The sequence below is a fragment of the Planococcus sp. TJ-301 genome (assembly GCF_058268475.1).
Genome location: NZ_JBZDOH010000001.1, coordinates 1,544,840 through 1,564,008, shown reverse-complemented (window position 1 = coordinate 1,564,008; position 19,169 = coordinate 1,544,840). Strand labels below are relative to the sequence as shown.

Sequence of the window (19,169 nt, the reverse complement as noted above, 5' to 3'; positions counted from 1 at the left end):
ATGCGCTTTGACGAAACCTATTCAGGTAAAGTATTCATCAAAAGCCATCCGAGCTACGAAGAATCCAAAGCAGTGCTTTACGGCATGCCAATGGACTGGACAGTAAGCTACCGTCCAGGTTCACGCTTCGGCCCGAATAAAATCCGTGAAGTATCGATCGGGCTTGAAGAATACAGCCCGTATCTTGACCGCGAACTCGACGACGTCAAATTCTTTGACGCCGGTGATATTCCACTGCCATTCGGCAATCCGGAAAAATCTCTTGTTGAAATTGAAACGTATGTGCACACTCTTTTAGCCGATGGGAAAATCCCGATGGGCATGGGCGGCGAACACCTCGTGTCACTGCCGGTGATGAAAGCCGTTGCCAGCAAATACGACGATTTAGCAATCATCCATTTTGACGCGCATACCGACCTACGCGAAAACTACGAAGGCGAAGAATATTCACATTCAACGCCGATCCGCAAAATTGCGGACCTCATCGGACCGAAGAACGTTTATTCATTCGGGATTCGTTCTGGCATGAAAGAAGAATTCGAATGGGCGAAAGAAAACGGCATGCACTTATCTAAATTCGAAGTGCTTGAGCCTTTGAAACAAGTATTGCCGACGCTAGCAGGACGCAGCGTCTACGTCACAATCGACATGGATGTTCTTGACCCGGCGCATGCGCCAGGCACAGGCACAGTCGACGCCGGCGGCATTACGTCGCGTGAATTGCTCGCGTCGATCCACGCCATTGCCGCATCAGGCGTCAACGTTGTCGGATTCGACCTCGTGGAATTGGCACCGGTCTACGACCATTCTGACCAAACCGCAAATACTGCAAGCAAACTCATCCGTGAAATGATTCTTGGCTGGGTAAAATAATCTAGAAAAAGGCCGGCCTGGAAAATCCAAGCCGGCCTTTTCTAGATTTACAATCGGTAAAGGATGGACTGGTACTAGGGAATAGGAAGCGATCTTAGAAATAAAAACGGAAAAATTTTCGGCATTGACGGCATTGAAAAACAAGAGGAAAGGAAACATCATTCGGTATGCTGAGGCAACTGGGCAACAAATAAACACTTTGATTTAGCTAAAATGTTTACAAGCTCAATTTTTGAGAAATGGAAGAGATAAAGGGCAGATGGGAGCGCGGGAGCATGCATGATTTCAATGAAGTGTTTATCCAAATTCTGATACTGCTAGCCATTGCGATTTCCGTAGTTGGAGTTGCCAGGAAAATCAATCAGCCGGACACGATTGCGCTTGTACTAGTGGGGCTCTTTTTAGGCATCGTCAATTTGCCGATTCCGCTGATTGACCAAGCGGAAGAGTTCATCACCCAATCGAATGTATTCCAAGTCATCATCATTTCGTTGTTCCTGCCGATCCTTCTTGGGGACGCGACGTTGAAGCTACCATTTCATCATCTTTACAAGCAGAAGAATACGGTGATTGGCATGGCGCTTGGCGGAACCTTTCTATCGTTCATCATCATCGGTTTTGCAGGGCATTTTTTGATCGGTCTTCCAATTGCTGTGGCTTTCACGTTTGCGGCATTGATGAGTGCCACTGATCCGATCAGCGTGCTGTCCATTTTCAAATCTGCAGGCGTCTCCGAAAAATTATCCACAATCATGGAAGGGGAATCGCTGTTCAATGACGGCATAGCGATTGTGCTTTTCCAAATTGCCTCGGTGTATTTATTGACCTATATCGAAATGGGCTGGGCAGGCGTCGGAAGCGGGGTCTGGCTGTTTCTGAAGTTTGCGGTTGGCGGAATCCTGGTGGGGGTCATCCTCGGCTTCATCTTCTCGCAAGTCATCCGTTTTTATGACGATTATCCTTTTGAGATCGTGGTATCCGCATTATTGTTCTTCGGCAGTTATTTTATCGCGGAACATCTTCATGTGTCAGGTGTCATCGCGGTTGTAGCAGGGGGGTTTGTCTTTGGGGATTATGGCGGGAAAATCGGGATGTCCGAGATAACCGAACGGAATATCAATTCCTTTTGGGATGTTATTGCTTTGATCGCGAACTCGCTCATTTTCCTGATTGTCGGCTTGGAAATCCGCAATATTGATTTCGGAGGACAATGGGACATTATTCTCTATGCAATTCTCATCGTAATTGGAGCAAGGATTATTGCCCTGTTTATCAGCACGATGCCGGCGAAAAGCCTGAACCGAAAAGAGCGAATCCTGCTCAATTGGGGGGGACTGAAAGGAAGCCTTTCCATCGCATTGGCGCTGAGTCTTCCGACAAGTTTTGACGGAAGGGAAACGGTACTGATCCTGACATTCGCCGTCGTCCTCTTTTCCTTGATTGTTCAAGGCTTGACGATCAAACCGCTTATCCGAATACTCGGGCTTAGGGAAAAAGGATGAAAAACTAATTTTGGAGAAGAAGTGCCTGGTGATATAAATAGATTCTTCTGGGCAGTCGAGATAAAATATTAGGAAATGAAGAACTGAAAGAGGTGCATGGCAATGGAATTATATAAATGGACAGGGCACAGAGACCAAGGTGTAGCGATGCTCGCCGCGACTCCGAATGCACGGCTGATTTACCTAGTGGACGGCGAGGAATCGACGTTGCTTTATGAAAGTGAAGGAGGCACGCCGCCTCAAGGATTTGAAGCATTTGAAGTGCTGAATGCGGTCGGCGATATCAACAACGGCTTTTTTGCAGTATTTAATAATATTCCAGTGACAGATGAAGGCCGCGAGATTTTCGAATCGCGTTTCCAGAATCGGGCAGGCAAGGTGGAAGGGGAGCCCGGCTTTGCAGCTATCCGCGTATTAAAGCCGCTGAACTCAGATACATACATCATTCTGACGATGTGGAAAGATGAACAATCGTTTAAAGACTGGCAAGCGTCGGAATCTTACGGCCAGGCGCATGCAAAGCGTGGAACGGCGGACGGCATCGACAAAAGGCCGAACATCTTCGCGCGCCCTTCTTTTGTAAAGACGTATAAGAGGTAATTCCATGCAAGTGCAGGCTTTATTGGATGAATGTGAAACCACTCTTCGGAGTGGTTTCTTGCATTTGGGCCCGTTTTTGGGTGTTTTATGCATATTCCGCCAAAGCCTTAATTGAAAACAAGCGCGGAATCGAGCTATAATGGAAAGGCTATTACTTAAAGGAGGCGGGGCGGCATGAGAAAATTGGTTAAAATCAAACTGACGACCATAATCCGCCAGCCGGACGTGGAAGAACAGACGATAGAAATGTGGTCTGAGGGAACGATGACGGTGAAGAATGACCGGCGGTACTTGCAGTACGAGGAACGGCAGGATGAACTGGACATCAAGACCACAGTGAAAATCGGGGAACATGATGCCGTGATTATGAGAAGCGGAGGCCTGCAGATGCGGCTGCCGTTTTTATTGCATACAGAACAGATTGGCAATTTAACGAACGAACACGGCTCGTTCATGCTGACGACGAAAGCGCATGAACTTTCAGCCAGCGACGCACATTTTAAAGTCCGCTACGATTTGGCGATGGGTTCTTCCCATGTCGGCGAATACGAAATGGAAATTCAATTTACGGAGGGCAAACAATGAATGCAGTAGAAAAAGTGCAACACGCAATCAAACAAGCAATCAATGAGGCAGTTCAAAAAGCCGAATTGACGGCAGAACCAGTGGATGTTTTCCTCGAATCACCAAAAGATAAGGCGAACGGCGACTATGCGACGAATATTGCGATGCAATTGGCGCGCGTCGCTAAAAAAGCGCCGCGCATCATTGCCGAAGCGATTGTCGAAAACGTCGACAAAGAAGCGGCGAACATCGAGAAAATCGAAATCGCTGGCCCTGGATTCATCAACATCACAATCAAAAAAGATTATTTGCAGGACGTTGTAAAATTAGTCCTTGAGCAGAAAGAAGATTACGGGCGCAGCACGTCAGGCGGCGGCGAACGCATTCAAGTGGAATTTGTTTCGGCGAATCCGACAGGCGATCTCCATTTAGGGCACGCACGCGGTTCTTCAGTCGGCGATTCGTTATGCAACGTTTTGGATATGGCCGGCTATGATGTATCACGCGAATATTACATAAACGATGCGGGCAATCAGATAAACAATTTGGCGTGGTCGATTGAAGCGCGTTATTTTGAAGCGCTTGGCCAAGAGTTGAACATGCCGGAAGACGGCTACCGCGGCCAAGATATCAAAGACATTGCGCAAGTATTGGTCAAAGAACATGGCGATAAATTCGTCTCGATGTCGAAAGAAGACCGTTTTGAAGCGTTCCGCCAGCACGGCTTAAAAGTTGAACTTGCGAAACTGCAGAAAGATTTGGCTGATTTCCGCGTCGAGTTCGACGTCTGGTTCTCGGAAACTTCATTGTATGAAAAAGGAGAAATTGAAATCGCTTTGGACAAGCTGCGCGCCAATGGCCACATCTTTGAAGAAGGCGGGGCAACTTGGTTCCGTTCGACAACATTCGGCGATGACAAAGACCGTGTATTGATCAAGAACGACGGCTCGTTCACGTATTTAATGCCGGATGTCGCTTACCACGAGGACAAATTGTCTCGCGGCTTCGACAAGCTTATCAACATCTGGGGAGCGGATCACCATGGCTATATCCCGCGCATGAAAGCGGCGATTGAAGCATTGGGCTACGACCGCGACACGCTTGAAGTCAGCATCATCCAAATGGTGCAGTTGTACAAAGACGGCGAAAAAATGAAGATGAGCAAACGTACAGGCAAAGCGGTTACCATGCGTGAATTGGTGGAATTGGTCGGTTTGGATGCGGTCCGTTATTTCTTCGCGATGCGCTCAGGCGATTCGCATATGGATTTCGACTTGGATCTAGCTGTTTCGCAATCCAATGAAAACCCGGTTTATTATTCACAATACGCGCACGCGCGCATCAACTCGATCCTGCGCCAAGCAGAAGAACAAGGTTTTATCGCATCAACTGACAATTTGAGCCTCTTGTCTTCAGAAAAAGAAATTGATGTTCTGAAGAAAATCGGCGATTTCCCGCAAGTGGTTGCAGATGCAGCTAAACAGCGTTCTCCGCACCGCGTTACAACTTATATCCATGAGCTGGCGGCAAACTTCCACAGCTTCTATAATGCCAATAAAGTCCTTGATGCTTCTGAAGAAGAGATGACGCGTGCAAGATTGGCTCTCATTACGGCAGTGAAAACGACGATTGCCAATGCTTTGAAGCTTGTCGGCGTCTCAGCTCCGGAAAAAATGTAAGCGACACGAAAAAATTTTCGTGTATACTATTGGTGTAAGGCAATCGAATATTCATTCATAAAGGTGCTTATGTCTAAGAACATGAGTTAAAAGGGAAGCCGGTTCGATTCCGGCGCGGTCCCGCCACTGTAAGTGAGAGCAAGCTGCAACAATGCCACTGAAGCCAAGCTTTGGGAAGGCGCAGCAAGCGATGATCACAAGCCAGGAGACCTGCCTTTATGACAACGCCCACATAGCCTGCGAGGACCGGTTGGATGTACATGCTTTTTTATGTCGTCCTTTCAATCCCTCGCAGATTCTGCGGGGGATTTTTTAACGGAAAGCGGATGCGCCGGAGCCTTTCATTGTTGAATAAGCGTTATCGCTTTTCATGGTGTCCAGCTTCAGCGCCTAGTCCCTCGGGGTCTTAAGTCGCCTCGCTTGTGCGGCAAAAAATGCCGCTTCGGCGATTCGCCTTAAAACAATATGCTCCTGCAGCACTTCGTGCTTCGTCGCAAAGTTATAGCCCAAATTTCATTTGGCCATAACTTGCCCAACAGGACTGGACAGGCGCATCAACTTTTCGAATTAGAAACGGAGGATTTCACAGATGAAGAAGATTTGGCAATTTGGATTAAGTACAGGGTTGGCGGCATTATTATTAGCAGGCTGCGGCGAAGAAGCAGCACCGGCACAGGAAGAGACTGCGCCGGCAGAAACACCGGCAGCGGGAGAAGCTGAATTCCCGGTGACATTGACGGACGCAGTTGGCGAAGAAGTGGTAATTGAAGAAGAGCCGAAGGCGATCATCTCGATGATTCCTTCAAATACTGAAATTGCATATGAACTTGGGCTTGGCGACAAAATGGTCGGCGTGTCTGATTTTGATAATTATCCGGAAGAAGCTGCAAAAGTTGAGAAAATCGGCGGGCAGGAATTCAATGTCGAAAAAATCATCAGCTTGAATCCGGACGTGGTATTGGCGCATGAGTCAGGAGTCGCGGTAGGCGAAGCGGGGCTTCAACAAGTCCGCGACGCAGGTATTCCAGTTTATGTGGTGCAAGAAGCGGCCAGTTTTGATGAAGTATATGAAACGATTTCGATAATTGGCCAGGCGACAGGCACAACGGAAGAAGCGAAAACACTGGTGTCAGACATGGAAGCACAAGTAGCGGAAGTAAAAGAACAGGCAAGCGCGGTCGAAGAACCGAAATCCGTATTTGTCGAAGTCGGAAGCACACCGGATATCTACACAACGGGCAGCGGTACGTTCATCGACGAAATGCTGACGATCATCAATGCTGAAAACATCGCTGCCGATCAGGAAGGGTGGGTCAGCATGGATCCTGAAGCGATTGTGGATGCGAATCCCGAAGTGATCATCTCAACAGAAGGTGCTTATGTGCCTGATGCTGTAGAAAAAATCAAAGCACGCACCGGCTTTGCCGAAGTGGCCGCAGTGAAAGAAGATGAAGTGTATAACGTGGATTCAGACCAAGTAACCCGTTCAGGCCCGCGATTGACGGCAGGTTTGATGGAATTGGCAAAAACGGTTTATCCAGAGGTTTTCAGTGAGTAAAAAAATTATTGCCTATTTCGTCTCTCTTTTTCTTTTGGGAGGCGCCGTGGTGTTGGGTGTAACGGTCGGGACGGTTTCCATCTCGCCGGTTGTCATTTGGAATCCGGCATCGGATGAAGCAGCAGCCAATATATTATGGAATATTCGCATGCCCCGTGTGGTGCTGGCAGGTCTTGTGGGCGCTGCGTTAGCAATTGCAGGCGCAGCATTCCAAGGGCTTCTCAAAAACCCATTGGCTGATCCTTACACGTTAGGAGTGTCTTCCGGTGCCTCAGTCGGCGCCGTGATGACGCTCTTTTTCGGCATTTCCATCCCTTTTCTCGGTATTTACACATTACCTGTCATGAGCATGTTAGGAGCGCTAGTGACGATGCTCGCCGTGATGGCGTTTGCGAAGCTGGTGGACAAGGCAATGAAAATGGAAACTGTTATTTTGACCGGCATCATCTTCAGTTCTTTTCTCGGTTCGATCATCTCGCTGATGATCGCCTTGACCGGTGAAGAGCTGCGCCAGATTATCGGCTGGCTCCTTGGCAGTGTTTCGATGCGCGGCTGGCCTTTTGTCCAGATGGCTTTGCCTTTCATCTTAATCGGTTCTTTTATCCTGTGGCTCAACCGCCGGGAGTTAAATGCCATGCTGTTCGGCGAAGAAAGGGCGCAGCATCTAGGAGTAGACGTGAAAAAACGCAAGATGATGATTTTGATCAGCGGTTCGGTGCTGACTGGGGCAGCTGTCGCTGTATCCGGCACCATCGGTTTTGTCGGCCTCGTCGTACCGCATATGGTGCGTCTCGTCTGGGGCTCGGACCATCGCCATGTGCTGCCGCTGTCTTTTATCAATGGAGCAGCGTTGCTCATCGTCTGTGACCTTGTATCGCGGACGATCATTTCCCCTACAGAACTGCCAATTGGCGTAATTACTGCATTTATTGGCGCGCCGGTCTTTGCCTTCATCTTTTTCCGGCAGCGCAAAGGAGGGGCTTAACATGCTGAAAATAACGGAACTTACCGGCGGCTATGGAGATAAGACCATTGTTAAAGGAGTTTCTTTTGAAGTGCCGAAAGGAAAGATGCTGGGTATTTTGGGTCCGAACGGAAGCGGAAAATCCACCATGATGAAATTGATCAGCGGCGTTCTGCCGGCCAAAAGTGGAGCGGTTGAAATTGAAGGGCGTGCTATCAGCGAATTCGGGGCGAAAGAATTGGCGAAGAAAATGGCCGTTCTGCCGCAGCTGCATGCCCACGCATTTGCCCATACTGTCCGGGAAACCGTGTCGCTCGGCAGGTATCCGCACCAAAGCGGCTGGTTTGCATCCTGGTCTCATGAAGACGAAGCGGCGGTTGCGGAGGCGCTGCGATTGATGGATATCCAACATTATGAAAATACACCGATTGACCAGTTGTCCGGCGGAGAACAGCAGCGGGTGTTCGTCGCCCAAGCGCTTGCACAGAATGCCAAAATCCTATTATTGGATGAACCGACCAATCATCTGGATATTAATCATCAGCGGGAATTGCTGGATACGATCAAACGGCAAGCAATTGAAAAAGACTTAACAATAATCTCCATTTTTCACGATATCAACCTCGCTTCCATGTATTGCGATCAATTATTGCTTCTCGACAAGGGGCATGTAATGCGCATCGGTGAACCTCATGAAGTGGTGCGGGAACAAGACATCGAGAGGGTTTATCAAGCTAGGGTCAGTAACCATCCCCACCCGGAATTGCCAAAACCCCAGATTACACTGCTTCCGGGAGTGGAACGGCCGCGAGCGGCATCAGTTATCCGGGTGAAGGACTTTTCAATTTCAGCGGACATGGTGCTATACGAAAGCGATGTGCCATTGAAAACCGTATCTTCCGCAGTCATCAACGCAGGAGCAGGCTGGTACCGAACCTTTATTAACCGCCATGTGGACATGGATTACAACATCGATGACAGCTTAAGCGAGATGACCCGCTTTATCGAAGAGCGGGGCTTTAAACCGACCGATACTGTCGGCATGATGACCGCTATAAAGACGGAGCATGTCATCATCAAAGAATTTCCCTCTTCGTTCGGTTCTGTCGTCATTGCGGTGACAGCTGGCGTCGGCAATGCAGTGGATGTATCAAAAGCGATCGAGCGGCCATTGGGAGTCGGAACGATCAACACCTGGATTTTGGTCAATGGTGCTTTGTCGGATGAAGCCTTCATCCAAGCTATGATTACGGCTACTGAAGCAAAAACAAAAGCGCTGCACCAAGAAGGCGTCAAAGATCCGCTGACAGGAACGATTGCGACTGGAACCTCGACAGACAGCTGTCTGGTGGCAGCGACTCAGCAAGGAGCGATCCTTCCCTACGCCGGCCCGATTACAGAGCTTGGCGGGTTGATTGGATCGGGTGTATACCAATGCACGATTGAAGCGATCGCGTTATACAGAAAGGCGAAAATGCAATGATCGGCCATCTTTCCGCGATTGCGCTTGGGATGATGATTGATCGGCTTGTGGGTGATCCTCCAAAGTGGCCGCATCCGGTGCGCTGGATCGGCAAAGGGATAACCCAGTTAGCAAAACGCTGGAACCAGAAGCCTCATGCGTTTCGCAACGGCTTCCTGATGACAGCGGCTGTTGTATCAATCACATTCGCCACCGTCTTTCTGCTTGTGAAAAGCGCTTATGCCTTTCATTGGGCGCTGGGATTTTTAGTAGAAGCCGCTTTGATCGCTTCAGGATTGGCGCAAAAAAGTTTAATGGACGCTGCAGAAGAAGTCTATAAGCCGTTGGTTGAAGAAGATTTGAACCTGGCTAGAGAAAAGCTGTCTTGGATTGTCGGTCGGGATACAGACAAATTGGACGAAAGTGAAATTACGCGGGCAGTGGTCGAAACCGTTTCGGAAAATACAAGCGATGGCGTGACGGCCCCGTTGTTTTGGGCGTTCCTTCTTGGAGCTCCCGGGTTGTGGCTTTACAAAGCGGCCAATACATGTGATTCGATGGTGGGCTATAAAAACCAAGAGTTTGAAAAATTCGGTTTTGCTTCAGCGCGTCTGGACGACCTTTTAAACTTCATCCCGAGCCGGATTACCGGTGGGTTAATCCTGATTTTGACGGAGAATAAAAGAAACATGTCGCTTCGCCAGCGTTTTGTCGAATGGTGCAGAGACGCCAAAAAGCATCCCAGCCCGAATAGCGGCTGGCTGGAAGCGGCAACAGCGATTCAATTGGGTATTGAGCTGGGCGGCCTCAATACATACAAAGGCATTTCTTCGGAACGGGCTCGCATGGGTGTTCCGGCCTACAGGCTGGAAGCTGCCCATATCCGTGATGCCGTCAGCCATATGCAAACAGCGGCCATTTGGTTTTTTATTCTTTTTGCAATAGGAGGGATCCTCATTGAAATTGCCTGACCATGGAGCAAATCCACACAAGTTATTTGAACAAGCAGGCGTGGAGCAGCCGCATTCGATTTTGGATTTCAGTGAAAATGTCCATCCTTTTGGGCCGCCGGCTTTTGTGGAACAAGCCTGGCCGGGCTTGTTGGAACAGATCCGCCGATACCCGGATCCGGATGGGGAACCGTTTCGCAGCGCTGCAGCAGCTTACCACGAAATTGAAGCTCACAGAGTGGCAGCAGGAAACGGCGCTGCGGAGATTTTCACCTGGCTTTCGCGTCGCTATCGCGGCAAGCGGGTAATATTGATTGAACCGGCTTTTTCCGAATACCGGAAAACCTTGGAGGCAGAAGGCGCTGAAATAATCACGGTGCAATTAACCGCAGACAATGGCTGGCGCTTGGAGTTGGAAAGAGTGGCGACAGAGCTCGCAGGCAGCGCAGCGCTTTATATATGCAACCCGCATAATCCAACCGGCAGGATGCTTAAGCGTCCAGAACAGGTCTTTCTGGCAGAAGCTTGCAAGGCAGCAAACTGTGAACTGGTATTGGATGAAGCATTTATTGACTTTGCAGGGGAGCAGCATTCGTTTATCGGTCGGCAAAAAGAGTTTTCGAATCTGATCATTGTCCGGTCGATGACGAAGATGTATGCGATTCCCGGCCTGCGCCTCGGTTATGCCGTAGCAGATCCAACCATAATAGCTGAACTCAAGCAAGGTGCTGCCCACTGGAACGTCAATGCGATTTCAGCAAATCTTGGATCAAACTGCTTTAAAGAGGCGGAATACCGTCAGCGGGTGGTGGAAGCGGCGGACCAGGAACGGCAGCAAATGGAACGATTTTTAATGGGGCATAGCTGCGAGGTCACTGATTCAGCAGTGAACTTCTTGTCGTTCCGGCTGCCGCAAGGAAAAAATCCTCAACAGTTTTTCATGGATATGCTGACAAAGGGACTGGTACTAAGACATACGAAATCGTTCCGCGGGATGGACGGCGAGTGGTTCCGCATTGGCATGAAAGCGCCAAAACAGATGATTCAGCTGCGGGAGGCGATTAGCGCATGGCTGGAAAAAAAATGATTTTTATCAGCGGCGGCGTCCGCAGCGGCAAAAGCGCATGGGCGGAAAAAAAGGTTCTCCACGCCACAGGAAGAAGGAATATCTACCTTGCTAGTGGAAGAGCTTATGACAAAGAAATGGAAGAGCGGATTGAGCGGCATCGGCAAGACCGCGTCTATGATGGCTGGATGACCATCGAACAGCCGCTGCATCTTGAAGATTCTTTGCATCAATTGAAGGCTGGAGATGCGGTCCTGTGGGATTGCGTGACGACTTGGCTAGCCAATGAATTATACGCGGGCTGGGAAACCGGCACGCCTTGTGCGGCAGAGCCCGGCTGCATGGAGAAGAAATGGGCAGCGCTGCAAGAGACGCTGCAAGAGATCCAGGCAGTTTCTGAAGTGCTGGTTGTGGTATCGAACGAAGTCATGGACGATTTTATTCGCGATGAAACGTATCAGCGTTGGCTCGGCCGAATTCACCTTTGGCTCGTTGCTGAGTCAGAAGAAGCTTTTGAAATGGAAAATGGATTTGCTTATAAAAGGAAGTGACTGCATGAAGGGCATAATGATCCAAGGAACTTCATCAGATGTCGGGAAAAGCATGATTTGCACCGCCTTCTGCCGTATTCTTGCTGATGAAGGCAAGAAAGTGGCACCTTTCAAGTCGCAGAACATGTCCAATAACTCTTACGTTACTGTGTTAGGCGAAGAAATTGGGCGCGCTCAAGGTGTTCAAGCTGAAGCGGCGGGGATAATTGCGACGGTGGACATGAATCCGATTTTGCTGAAGCCGGAAAGCAGCATGAAGTCGCAAGTAGTTTTGTTCGGCAAAAAAACGATGGTTATGGATGGGATGGATTACCGGCAGCGGTTTTACGAACAAGGACAAGCGGCGATTGCCCAGGCACTTGCCAACTTGGAAAAAAAATTCACCCATCTTGTCATTGAAGGCGCAGGCAGCCCGGCGGAAGTCAATCTGAATGACCGTGACCTAGTGAATATGGCCGTAGCTGAATATGCCGATGTGCCGGTGATCCTTGTTGCGGACATCGAACGGGGCGGGGTCTTTGCCTCCATCATCGGCACGCTGGCACTTGTTCCGAATCCAGAGCGAGTGAAAGGCCTGCTGATCAATAAATTCCGGGGCGATATTCGGTTATTTGAAGATGGCATCCAATTTTTAGAAGATTATACCGGTTTGCCGGTGCTCGGAGTCATTCCCTACTTACCGGATCACCAAATCGAACAGGAAGATTCGCTTGGAGTTCGTGAACTAGTGAGGCAAACCCGTGAAAATGCAGTGGATATTGCGGTGTTGAAGCATCCATACTTGTCGAATTTCACTGACCTCGAGCCGTTGTTCATGGAACAGGACACTGCTTTGCGGTGGATTGAAAAGGTGGAGGAAATCGGCCAACCCGATATTTTGGTCATTCCAGGCACAAAAAGCACAATTGCCGATTTGCACCATTGGAAGCAGCAGGGACTTGCAGAAAAGCTGCAATCGCTGCAGCACGAATGCTGGATTGTCGGCTTATGCGGAGGTTATCAAATGATGGGGGAATTTTTGCGCGATCCAACTGGCTTTGATGGAACGGCTGTAGAAGTAGAAGATGGATTGGGCTTGATAGCTGGAATGGAGACTGTCTTCAAAGAAGAGAAGATTGTCGCTAGGCGCAGCGGGAAAGTGCGATTTTCTGGTCAAGAAGCAGCCGTGGAGGGCTATGAAATCCATGTCGGCAGAACGACAGAAGCGTCATCGCCGCTAATTCATTTTGCAGACGGTACAGAAGGATATTTTTCGGGAAAGATTCTCGGAACGCATCTCCATGGATTTTTTGCGAATGTGGAATGCCGGAATGCATTTTTGGCGCCGATCCGAAAGAGGAGAAATTTGCCGACACCGGAAGCTGCGATGGAAGTCGATCGCTATGGACAGTGGGCTGAGCATGTAAAAGCCCATATTGACTGGCCAGCGGTAAGGCAAATGATTGAGGTGTTTAAATGAGGAGCCATATCGCTTCAGGAATTGCGCTCGCCTTTCAATTTTTTTCGGTGGTTCCGATGAAAAAAGCATTGCCCATGGAAAAGCGGGATATTACGGTCATGTACATGGCGTTGCCGCTTCTAGGGGCGGTGATGGGTGCAGCTGCAATGGGCCTTGCGTTTTTGTTTCAGGAATACACTGATGCTAGCCCATTACTAGGTGCATTTTTGCTCGTATTCTTTTTCTTTGCGGCAACGGGCGGCCTCCATTTGGACGGGGTGGCCGATACCGCAGATGCCTACTTTTCGTATCAGAACCGGGAAAAACGCCTAGAAATTATGGGAGATCCGAGAATCGGGGCGTTTGGAACGATGGCGCTTCTATTCGCAGTCGCAGGAAAGATTATTGTGCTTTCAGAAGTGTTTTCGGATCTTCCGCTGTTATGGCTGCTGATTGTTCCATTGCTTTCCCGTACCGGCTTGCTGATTTTATTCAATTGGACGAAAAGCGCAAAAAAAGATGGGCTGGCTGCTTTCTTCCAACAAGGAGCAGATAAACGGTGGATTGCAGGATCTTCTGCCATTTATCTGCTCCTTGTGGGCACATTGCTTTTGTATGTGGGCGGCTGGTCAATGGCATTTGCAGTTCTTGTAGCTTTTCTGCTTTTCCTATTTTTATATCGGCGATGGTGCTTACGGAACTTCGGTGGCATTACGGGAGATCTCTTCGGAGCTTATGTGGAAGGAGCCGAAATCTTATTATGGACGATGTGTTTATTCTTCATCTGATTCGCCACGCACCAACAGCTGGCAACAAAGAAAAGCGTTACATCGGCTGGACTGATGAACCGGTGCTTCCATTTCAAGGCGCAAACAATCCTTTTGTTCGGAAAGTATGGGGCAGCGACTTGATGCGCTGTCGGCAGACCGCAGAAATTTTATTTCCAAATGCGGTTTACCATGCTGATCCGGACTGGCGAGAATGCCATTTCGGCAAATGGGAGCGGAAAACCTATGAGCAATTGAAGAACTGCCGAGCCTACCGGGAATGGATTGATGACCCGGAAGAAACTGCACCGCCGGATGGCGAGAGCCTGGAGCAACTTGCCATGCGCATTGACAGAGCGGTCCGTTCGCTTCCGGAAGGAAATGAATTCACGGTCGTGACGCACGGGGGACCGGTTCGCTGTTTGGCAGCAAAAGCAACCGGCCTTGCTTTTAAACAGCAGACTGCGCTTCATGGCCATCGCTATAGCATAACTTGGCAAAGCAGGAAAGCTTATGAGGAGGGGCAGCAATGCATATCGTATTCGGCGGCGCCTTTAACGGCAAACGTCAATTTGTAAGAGGGCTTACGGGATGCAATGAAGCAGCTTGGTTCGAAGGAGAATTGCCTCACAATTCTGTTCCAGGGACCGTTGTAGCCGGATTGGAACTTTGGGTGAAAGGGCAATTGGAAAAAGATATGGACGAAAAAGCCATTAATCGAATGGTCCAGGATGCCATAGCGCATCAGGTACCCCGCCAAATCTGGATTTTAACGGACATCAACCGAGGCATCGTGCCGGCTGACCCGCTTGAACGTGAATTGCGTGATGTGGTTGGCCGTTTGTACCAGCAATTGTTTTCGCAAGCGGCGTCGGTTACCCGGATTTGGTACGGCATACCAGAAACTTTAAAAGGAGCGGATTTGCATGAGAATTTACACAAGAACGGGCGATAAAGGACAAACAGGTTTGATTGGTGCGCGTGCGGATAAAGACGATACACGCGTCGAAGCATACGGGACGATCGATGAAGCCAATTCGTTCATCGGTAAAGCTATGACTGAATTGGATCCAGAAATTTATGCAGATCTGCTTGCAGACCTCGAAGCGATTCAAAATGAATTATTTGATTGCGGGGGAGATTTGGCGGATGTACGAAAAGAACCGCAATATAAAATGACTGAACAGCCAGTAGCTATTCTTGAATCGCGCATTGATGACTTAATGGATGAGCCTCCGTTGCTAGAACGCTTTATCTTGCCAGGCGGTTCGCCTGCAGCGGCCACCTTGCATATTGCGCGGACCATCACACGCCGGGCGGAACGCCAGACCGTTACACTGATGAAAAAAGGCGAAGATTTCCCGCCGGTCGTTCAACGGTATTTAAACCGTTTATCGGATTATTTATTTGCGGCTGCACGTGTGGCCAACTCACGGGCCGGGGTGCCTGACAATGAATACGTCCGAAGCGCAAAAGTGTTTAAGAACGGCGGACGCGGAAAGAAAAGTGAATAACATGCCAGCAAAAAAAATCGCGCTGTTCGCATTTTTTATCAGTTTGTCGGCAGTCGGCGGCATGATTAAAATTCCGTTGGGCATTGCTTCCATTGCTATGGACTCGATGCCGGCGCTTGCTGCCGTGCTATTTTTCTCTGCACGAGGCGCAGGCTTGATCGCGGCGGTTGGCCATTTGATATCAGCGATGTTGGGCGGCTTTCCTTTGGGGCCATTCCACAGCCTGATTGCGCTGGAAATGTTTGCAGCTGTTTGGCTGTTCGCAAAGCTGCATAATGCGGGTTGGCGAAAAAGTAAATGGTTTGCATTCATTGCCGTTAATGGGGTAGCAGCAGCCATACCATTCTATTTTTTGCTGTCGCCGGCGTTTTTCTATGCGACGGTTCCAGGCTTGTTAATCGCGTCTTCGCTGAATGCCGCAGCAGCGAGCGTTGTCATGCCAGTCCTTGCGGGCATTAAAAAGAAGGTGCTCTTATGAGACATGAATTGGAGCTGGGCGACTGGATTGTAACTTCAGACAATAGTGCCGCCATCGGCGAAAAGCCCGCCGATATTGTATTTGCCTCTGATACTGTTACGGCGAAATTTGCTGCACGCGTAGCCTTGCTTGAACAATGGGCTGCCGGCAGTGAGCCGGCAGCACTTCTCATTCACAATTTCAGTGGGGAAGCCCAGTGGGAGCGTTATATGCAAGGGATCGAGGAATTATTTGCAGAACTTGGCCGGCCGATGCCGCAATGTGCTGGGAGTTCTGAAAGCAATATGGCTACGTTGCAATCCGGTATTGCAGTGACCATGCTTGGAAAGCGAACGGGAAAAATCGTTCAGCCAAGCGGGCTCTCCTGGTATATTTATGGCCACCCGCTAGTCGGCAAGGATGTTCTTGAGCAAAGTGAACGTGTAGCAGATTTGAAAAAGATAGCTGATGCTTTAACGAATGGGCTGATCCGGCGTGTTTGGCCTGTCGGCTCTAAAGGAATCGCACAGGAAGCAGAATTGCTTTTCGGGCAGAAAGTGGATGTCTCGGAAATCGTGGACACCGCTGCTTCTGCAGGACCAGCCAGCTGCGTGTTAATCGGTGTTTTTTCTAAAGAAAGAAAGCCGTTGGAAACACATTTCGGCAGCTGCCTGTACCCTTTGATACGGAAAAACTGAACGCATCGCCTTGCCGCGATGCTTTTTTTGTGTCTAGAAAGCCCATGTCAATATAAGGGCTATATTTAATAGATACAATGTGTATAATAATAAATGAAAACCCTTTCAAGTTTCGGGTTGACTGAATGCTCATTCATATTCTAATATAGAAATAACAATCGACATTGATGCAAGGGTCACGTAGTATTTATTTAAGGAATATTTGGAATTTGTACATAAAAGGGGGATTTCACAATGGAACCATTGCTTATTGCTAACTGGATTCTGTTTTTGGCCATCACGGGTTACGCAGTTTACTTATTCATCTATTTGCTGAAAACGCGTTATGACTTCATCAAGCTTGGCAAGAAAGTGGAGTTCGAAGACAACTTCAAAGAACGTCTTCGCAAAGTCATGGTCAATGTCTTTGGCCAGAAGAAATTGATGAAAGACAAAAAAAGCGGAACGATCCACGTCATGTTCTTCTACGGTTTCCTGCTTGTGCAGGCAAGCGCCATTGATTTTATCATCAAAGGGCTTGTGCCTGGAGCGCATTTGCCGCTTGGGCCGCTTTACCCGGCCTTCACATTTTTCCAGGAAATTGTGACACTGACGATTCTCGTTGCTGTTGTCTGGGCATTCTATAGAAGATACATCGAAAAACTGGTCCGGCTGAAACGCGGTTGGAAATCAGGATTGGTGCTGATTTTCATCGGCGGTTTGATGGTTTCGGTTCTAGTCGGCAACGGAGCATCAATGATCTGGCAAGGCCACGAAACGGCTTGGACTGAACCTGTCGCTTCGGTATTCGCAATGTTATTTGCAGGTCTTCCTGAAACAGCAGCGGCCGCCATTTTCTACGTTATGTGGTGGGCTCATCTATTGTTCCTTCTGACATTCCTGGTTTACGTACCGCAATCAAAACACGCCCACTTGATTTTTGGGCCGGTCAACACTTGGTTCCACCGAGTAGACCACGTCGGACGTTTGAAACCGATTAATTTTGAAGAAATGGAAGACGAAGAAGACGAGGACGCCATGCCGTCATTCGGCGTCGGCAAAATCACTGATTTCACACAATCCCAAATGATCGACTTCTACGCTTGCGTGGAATGTGGACGCTGCACGAATATGTGTCCGGCAACAGGCACAGGGAAAATGCTGTCGCCGATGGACTTGATTACGAAACTGCGCGATAACTTGACGAACACTGGTGCAGTCGTAACGCGCCAAAAACCTTGGGTGCCGGCAATGGCATTTAATAATTCGCAAGGAAACCAGCTTGCTATGGCTGCTGGAGCTGAGGGCATTTCGATCGATGAGCTTTACAGCCCAAGCTTGATCGGCGACGTTATCACAGAAGAAGAAATCTGGGCATGTACGACTTGCCGCAACTGTGAAGACCAATGTCCGGTAATGAATGAGCATGTTGACAAAATCATTGATCTTCGCCGTTACCTTGTTATGACGGAAGGAAAAATGGACAAAGATGCACAACGCGCGATGACAAACATCGAAAAGCAAGGCAATCCATGGGGCCTTAACCGCAAAGAAAAAGAAAACTGGAGAGATGCACGTGAAGACGTCCACATCCCGACAGTGAAAGAAATGAACAAAGCCGGCGAAGAGTTCGAATTCCTATTCTGGGTAGGTTCAATGGGATCATTCGACAGCCGCTCGCAAAAAATTGCGTTGTCGTTTGCCCGCCTGATGAACGAAGCAGGAGTGAAATTCGCGATTCTCGGCAATAAGGAAAAGAACTCTGGCGATACACCGCGCCGCTTAGGCAACGAATTCCTGTTCCAGGAACTGGCGACAGCGAATATTCAGGAATTCGAAAAAGCGGAAATCAAAAAAATCGTCACGATTGATCCGCATGCTTATAACATCTTCAAAAACGAATATCCGGATTTCGGCTTTAAAGCGGAAGTCTACCACCATACCGAAATGCTGTTCGAACTGGTGCAAGAGGGCCGTTTGAAACCGCAGTTCCCGGTCAATGAAAAAATTACTTTCCATGATTCATGCTACCTCGGCCGCTATAACGACGTTTATGACGCGCCGCGTGAAATCCTGAAAGCGATCGAAGGCGTCGAGCTTGTCGAAATGGTCCGCAACCGCCAAGATGGCATGTGCTGTGGAGCAGGCGGCGGCTTAATGTGGATGGAAGAAGATGCAGGGCATCGCGTCAACGTGGCTCGTACAGAACAAGCACTTGAAGTCAGCCCGACAATCATTTCTTCTGGCTGCCCGTACTGTTTGACAATGCTGTCCGATGGCACGAAAGCAAAAGAAGTCGAAGAAACAGTCGGTACCTACGACGTCGCAGAACTGCTTGAAATGGCAGTTATCGGCAAACAGGCACCAGTAGTTGAAGAAACAATCGCCCAATAAAAATTGCAAAAAGCGTGAAAATTGTATAAGATAATATTATAAGCAAGAAAAATGAAAGGGAGTCTAACAGCTCCCTTTTTGTTCGGCAACAAACCGAGCGAGCGTTCAGTCAACCATAATGCGCCACATCATGGCGCATTATGGTTTGCCTCG

19 protein-coding genes and 1 riboswitch are annotated in these 19,169 nt (G+C 48.9%); all 19 genes read left to right on the top strand.

Annotation, left to right across the window (positions count from 1 at the left end; genetic code table 11):
• The 19 genes from speB to AC4EHJ_RS07610 all read left to right on the top strand — a co-directional run bounded on the left by speB (position 1) and on the right by AC4EHJ_RS07610 (position 19,016).
• On the top strand, positions 1–873 hold the full coding sequence (speB, locus tag AC4EHJ_RS07700) for an agmatinase (RefSeq protein ID WP_490974974.1): 873 nt from the start codon (positions 1–3) through the stop codon (positions 871–873).
• Between the two features lie 275 nt (positions 874–1,148).
• On the top strand, positions 1,149–2,375 hold the full coding sequence (locus tag AC4EHJ_RS07695; protein ID WP_490974973.1) for a cation:proton antiporter: 1,227 nt from the start codon (positions 1,149–1,151) through the stop codon (positions 2,373–2,375).
• A gap of 102 nt (positions 2,376–2,477) precedes the next feature.
• Positions 2,478–2,975 carry an antibiotic biosynthesis monooxygenase family protein gene (locus tag AC4EHJ_RS07690; RefSeq protein WP_490974972.1) on the top strand — a complete coding sequence of 166 codons (498 nt, stop codon included), beginning with the start codon at positions 2,478–2,480 and terminating at the stop codon, positions 2,973–2,975.
• A gap of 174 nt (positions 2,976–3,149) precedes the next feature.
• Positions 3,150–3,560 (top strand): YwiB family protein, encoded by a 411-nt coding sequence (locus AC4EHJ_RS07685; RefSeq protein ID WP_490974971.1) that lies wholly within the window; start codon positions 3,150–3,152, stop codon positions 3,558–3,560.
• A complete protein-coding gene (argS, locus tag AC4EHJ_RS07680) occupies positions 3,557–5,218 on the top strand; it encodes an arginine--tRNA ligase (protein WP_490974970.1) in 1,662 nt (553 codons plus the stop codon). Before AC4EHJ_RS07685 ends, argS begins: the two co-directional genes overlap by 4 nt.
• 44 nt (positions 5,219–5,262) lie before the next feature.
• Positions 5,263–5,450: riboswitch (cobalamin riboswitch) on the top strand.
• Between the two features lie 357 nt (positions 5,451–5,807).
• A complete protein-coding gene (locus tag AC4EHJ_RS07675; protein ID WP_490974969.1) occupies positions 5,808–6,776 on the top strand; it encodes an ABC transporter substrate-binding protein in 969 nt (322 codons plus the stop codon).
• On the top strand, positions 6,769–7,761 hold the full coding sequence (locus tag AC4EHJ_RS07670) for a FecCD family ABC transporter permease (protein ID WP_490974968.1): 993 nt from the start codon (positions 6,769–6,771) through the stop codon (positions 7,759–7,761). The genes AC4EHJ_RS07675 and AC4EHJ_RS07670 overlap by 8 nt, the downstream gene beginning before the upstream one ends.
• A gap of 1 nt (position 7,762) precedes the next feature.
• On the top strand, positions 7,763–9,223 hold the full coding sequence (locus tag AC4EHJ_RS07665; protein ID WP_490974967.1) for an adenosylcobinamide amidohydrolase: 1,461 nt from the start codon (positions 7,763–7,765) through the stop codon (positions 9,221–9,223).
• Positions 9,220–10,173, top strand: a complete 954-nt coding sequence (gene cbiB / locus AC4EHJ_RS07660) for an adenosylcobinamide-phosphate synthase CbiB (RefSeq protein WP_490974966.1) — start codon at positions 9,220–9,222, stop codon at positions 10,171–10,173. Before AC4EHJ_RS07665 ends, cbiB begins: the two co-directional genes overlap by 4 nt.
• On the top strand, positions 10,160–11,239 hold the full coding sequence (gene cobD / locus AC4EHJ_RS07655; RefSeq protein ID WP_490974965.1) for a threonine-phosphate decarboxylase CobD: 1,080 nt from the start codon (positions 10,160–10,162) through the stop codon (positions 11,237–11,239). Before cbiB ends, cobD begins: the two co-directional genes overlap by 14 nt.
• Positions 11,221–11,769 (top strand): bifunctional adenosylcobinamide kinase/adenosylcobinamide-phosphate guanylyltransferase, encoded by a 549-nt coding sequence (locus AC4EHJ_RS07650; protein ID WP_490974964.1) that lies wholly within the window; start codon positions 11,221–11,223, stop codon positions 11,767–11,769. Before cobD ends, AC4EHJ_RS07650 begins: the two co-directional genes overlap by 19 nt.
• A 4-nt stretch (positions 11,770–11,773) precedes the next feature.
• Complete coding sequence (locus AC4EHJ_RS07645) at positions 11,774–13,228, top strand: cobyric acid synthase (RefSeq protein ID WP_490974963.1); 1,455 nt, start codon at positions 11,774–11,776, stop codon at positions 13,226–13,228.
• Complete coding sequence (gene cobS / locus AC4EHJ_RS07640) at positions 13,225–13,995, top strand: adenosylcobinamide-GDP ribazoletransferase (RefSeq protein ID WP_490974962.1); 771 nt, start codon at positions 13,225–13,227, stop codon at positions 13,993–13,995. Before AC4EHJ_RS07645 ends, cobS begins: the two co-directional genes overlap by 4 nt.
• Positions 13,968–14,552 (top strand): histidine phosphatase family protein, encoded by a 585-nt coding sequence (locus tag AC4EHJ_RS07635; protein ID WP_490974961.1) that lies wholly within the window; start codon positions 13,968–13,970, stop codon positions 14,550–14,552. The genes cobS and AC4EHJ_RS07635 overlap by 28 nt, the downstream gene beginning before the upstream one ends.
• Positions 14,504–14,929: a bifunctional adenosylcobinamide kinase/adenosylcobinamide-phosphate guanylyltransferase gene (locus tag AC4EHJ_RS07630; RefSeq protein WP_490974960.1), complete on the top strand. Its 426-nt coding sequence runs from the start codon at positions 14,504–14,506 to the stop codon at positions 14,927–14,929. The genes AC4EHJ_RS07635 and AC4EHJ_RS07630 overlap by 49 nt, the downstream gene beginning before the upstream one ends.
• Positions 14,901–15,488 carry a cob(I)yrinic acid a,c-diamide adenosyltransferase gene (locus tag AC4EHJ_RS07625; RefSeq protein ID WP_490974959.1) on the top strand — a complete coding sequence of 196 codons (588 nt, stop codon included), beginning with the start codon at positions 14,901–14,903 and terminating at the stop codon, positions 15,486–15,488. Before AC4EHJ_RS07630 ends, AC4EHJ_RS07625 begins: the two co-directional genes overlap by 29 nt.
• A gap of 1 nt (position 15,489) precedes the next feature.
• The gene (locus AC4EHJ_RS07620) at positions 15,490–15,966 is read left to right on the top strand and encodes an ECF transporter S component (protein WP_490974958.1); all 477 of its coding nucleotides are present in this window, start codon (positions 15,490–15,492) and stop codon (positions 15,964–15,966) included.
• Positions 15,963–16,643 carry an alpha-ribazole-5-phosphate synthase gene (locus AC4EHJ_RS07615; RefSeq protein WP_490974957.1) on the top strand — a complete coding sequence of 227 codons (681 nt, stop codon included), beginning with the start codon at positions 15,963–15,965 and terminating at the stop codon, positions 16,641–16,643. The genes AC4EHJ_RS07620 and AC4EHJ_RS07615 overlap by 4 nt, the downstream gene beginning before the upstream one ends.
• A 234-nt stretch (positions 16,644–16,877) precedes the next feature.
• The gene (locus AC4EHJ_RS07610) at positions 16,878–19,016 is read left to right on the top strand and encodes a (Fe-S)-binding protein (protein WP_490974956.1); all 2,139 of its coding nucleotides are present in this window, start codon (positions 16,878–16,880) and stop codon (positions 19,014–19,016) included.
• The last annotated feature ends 153 nt before the right edge of the window (positions 19,017–19,169 follow it).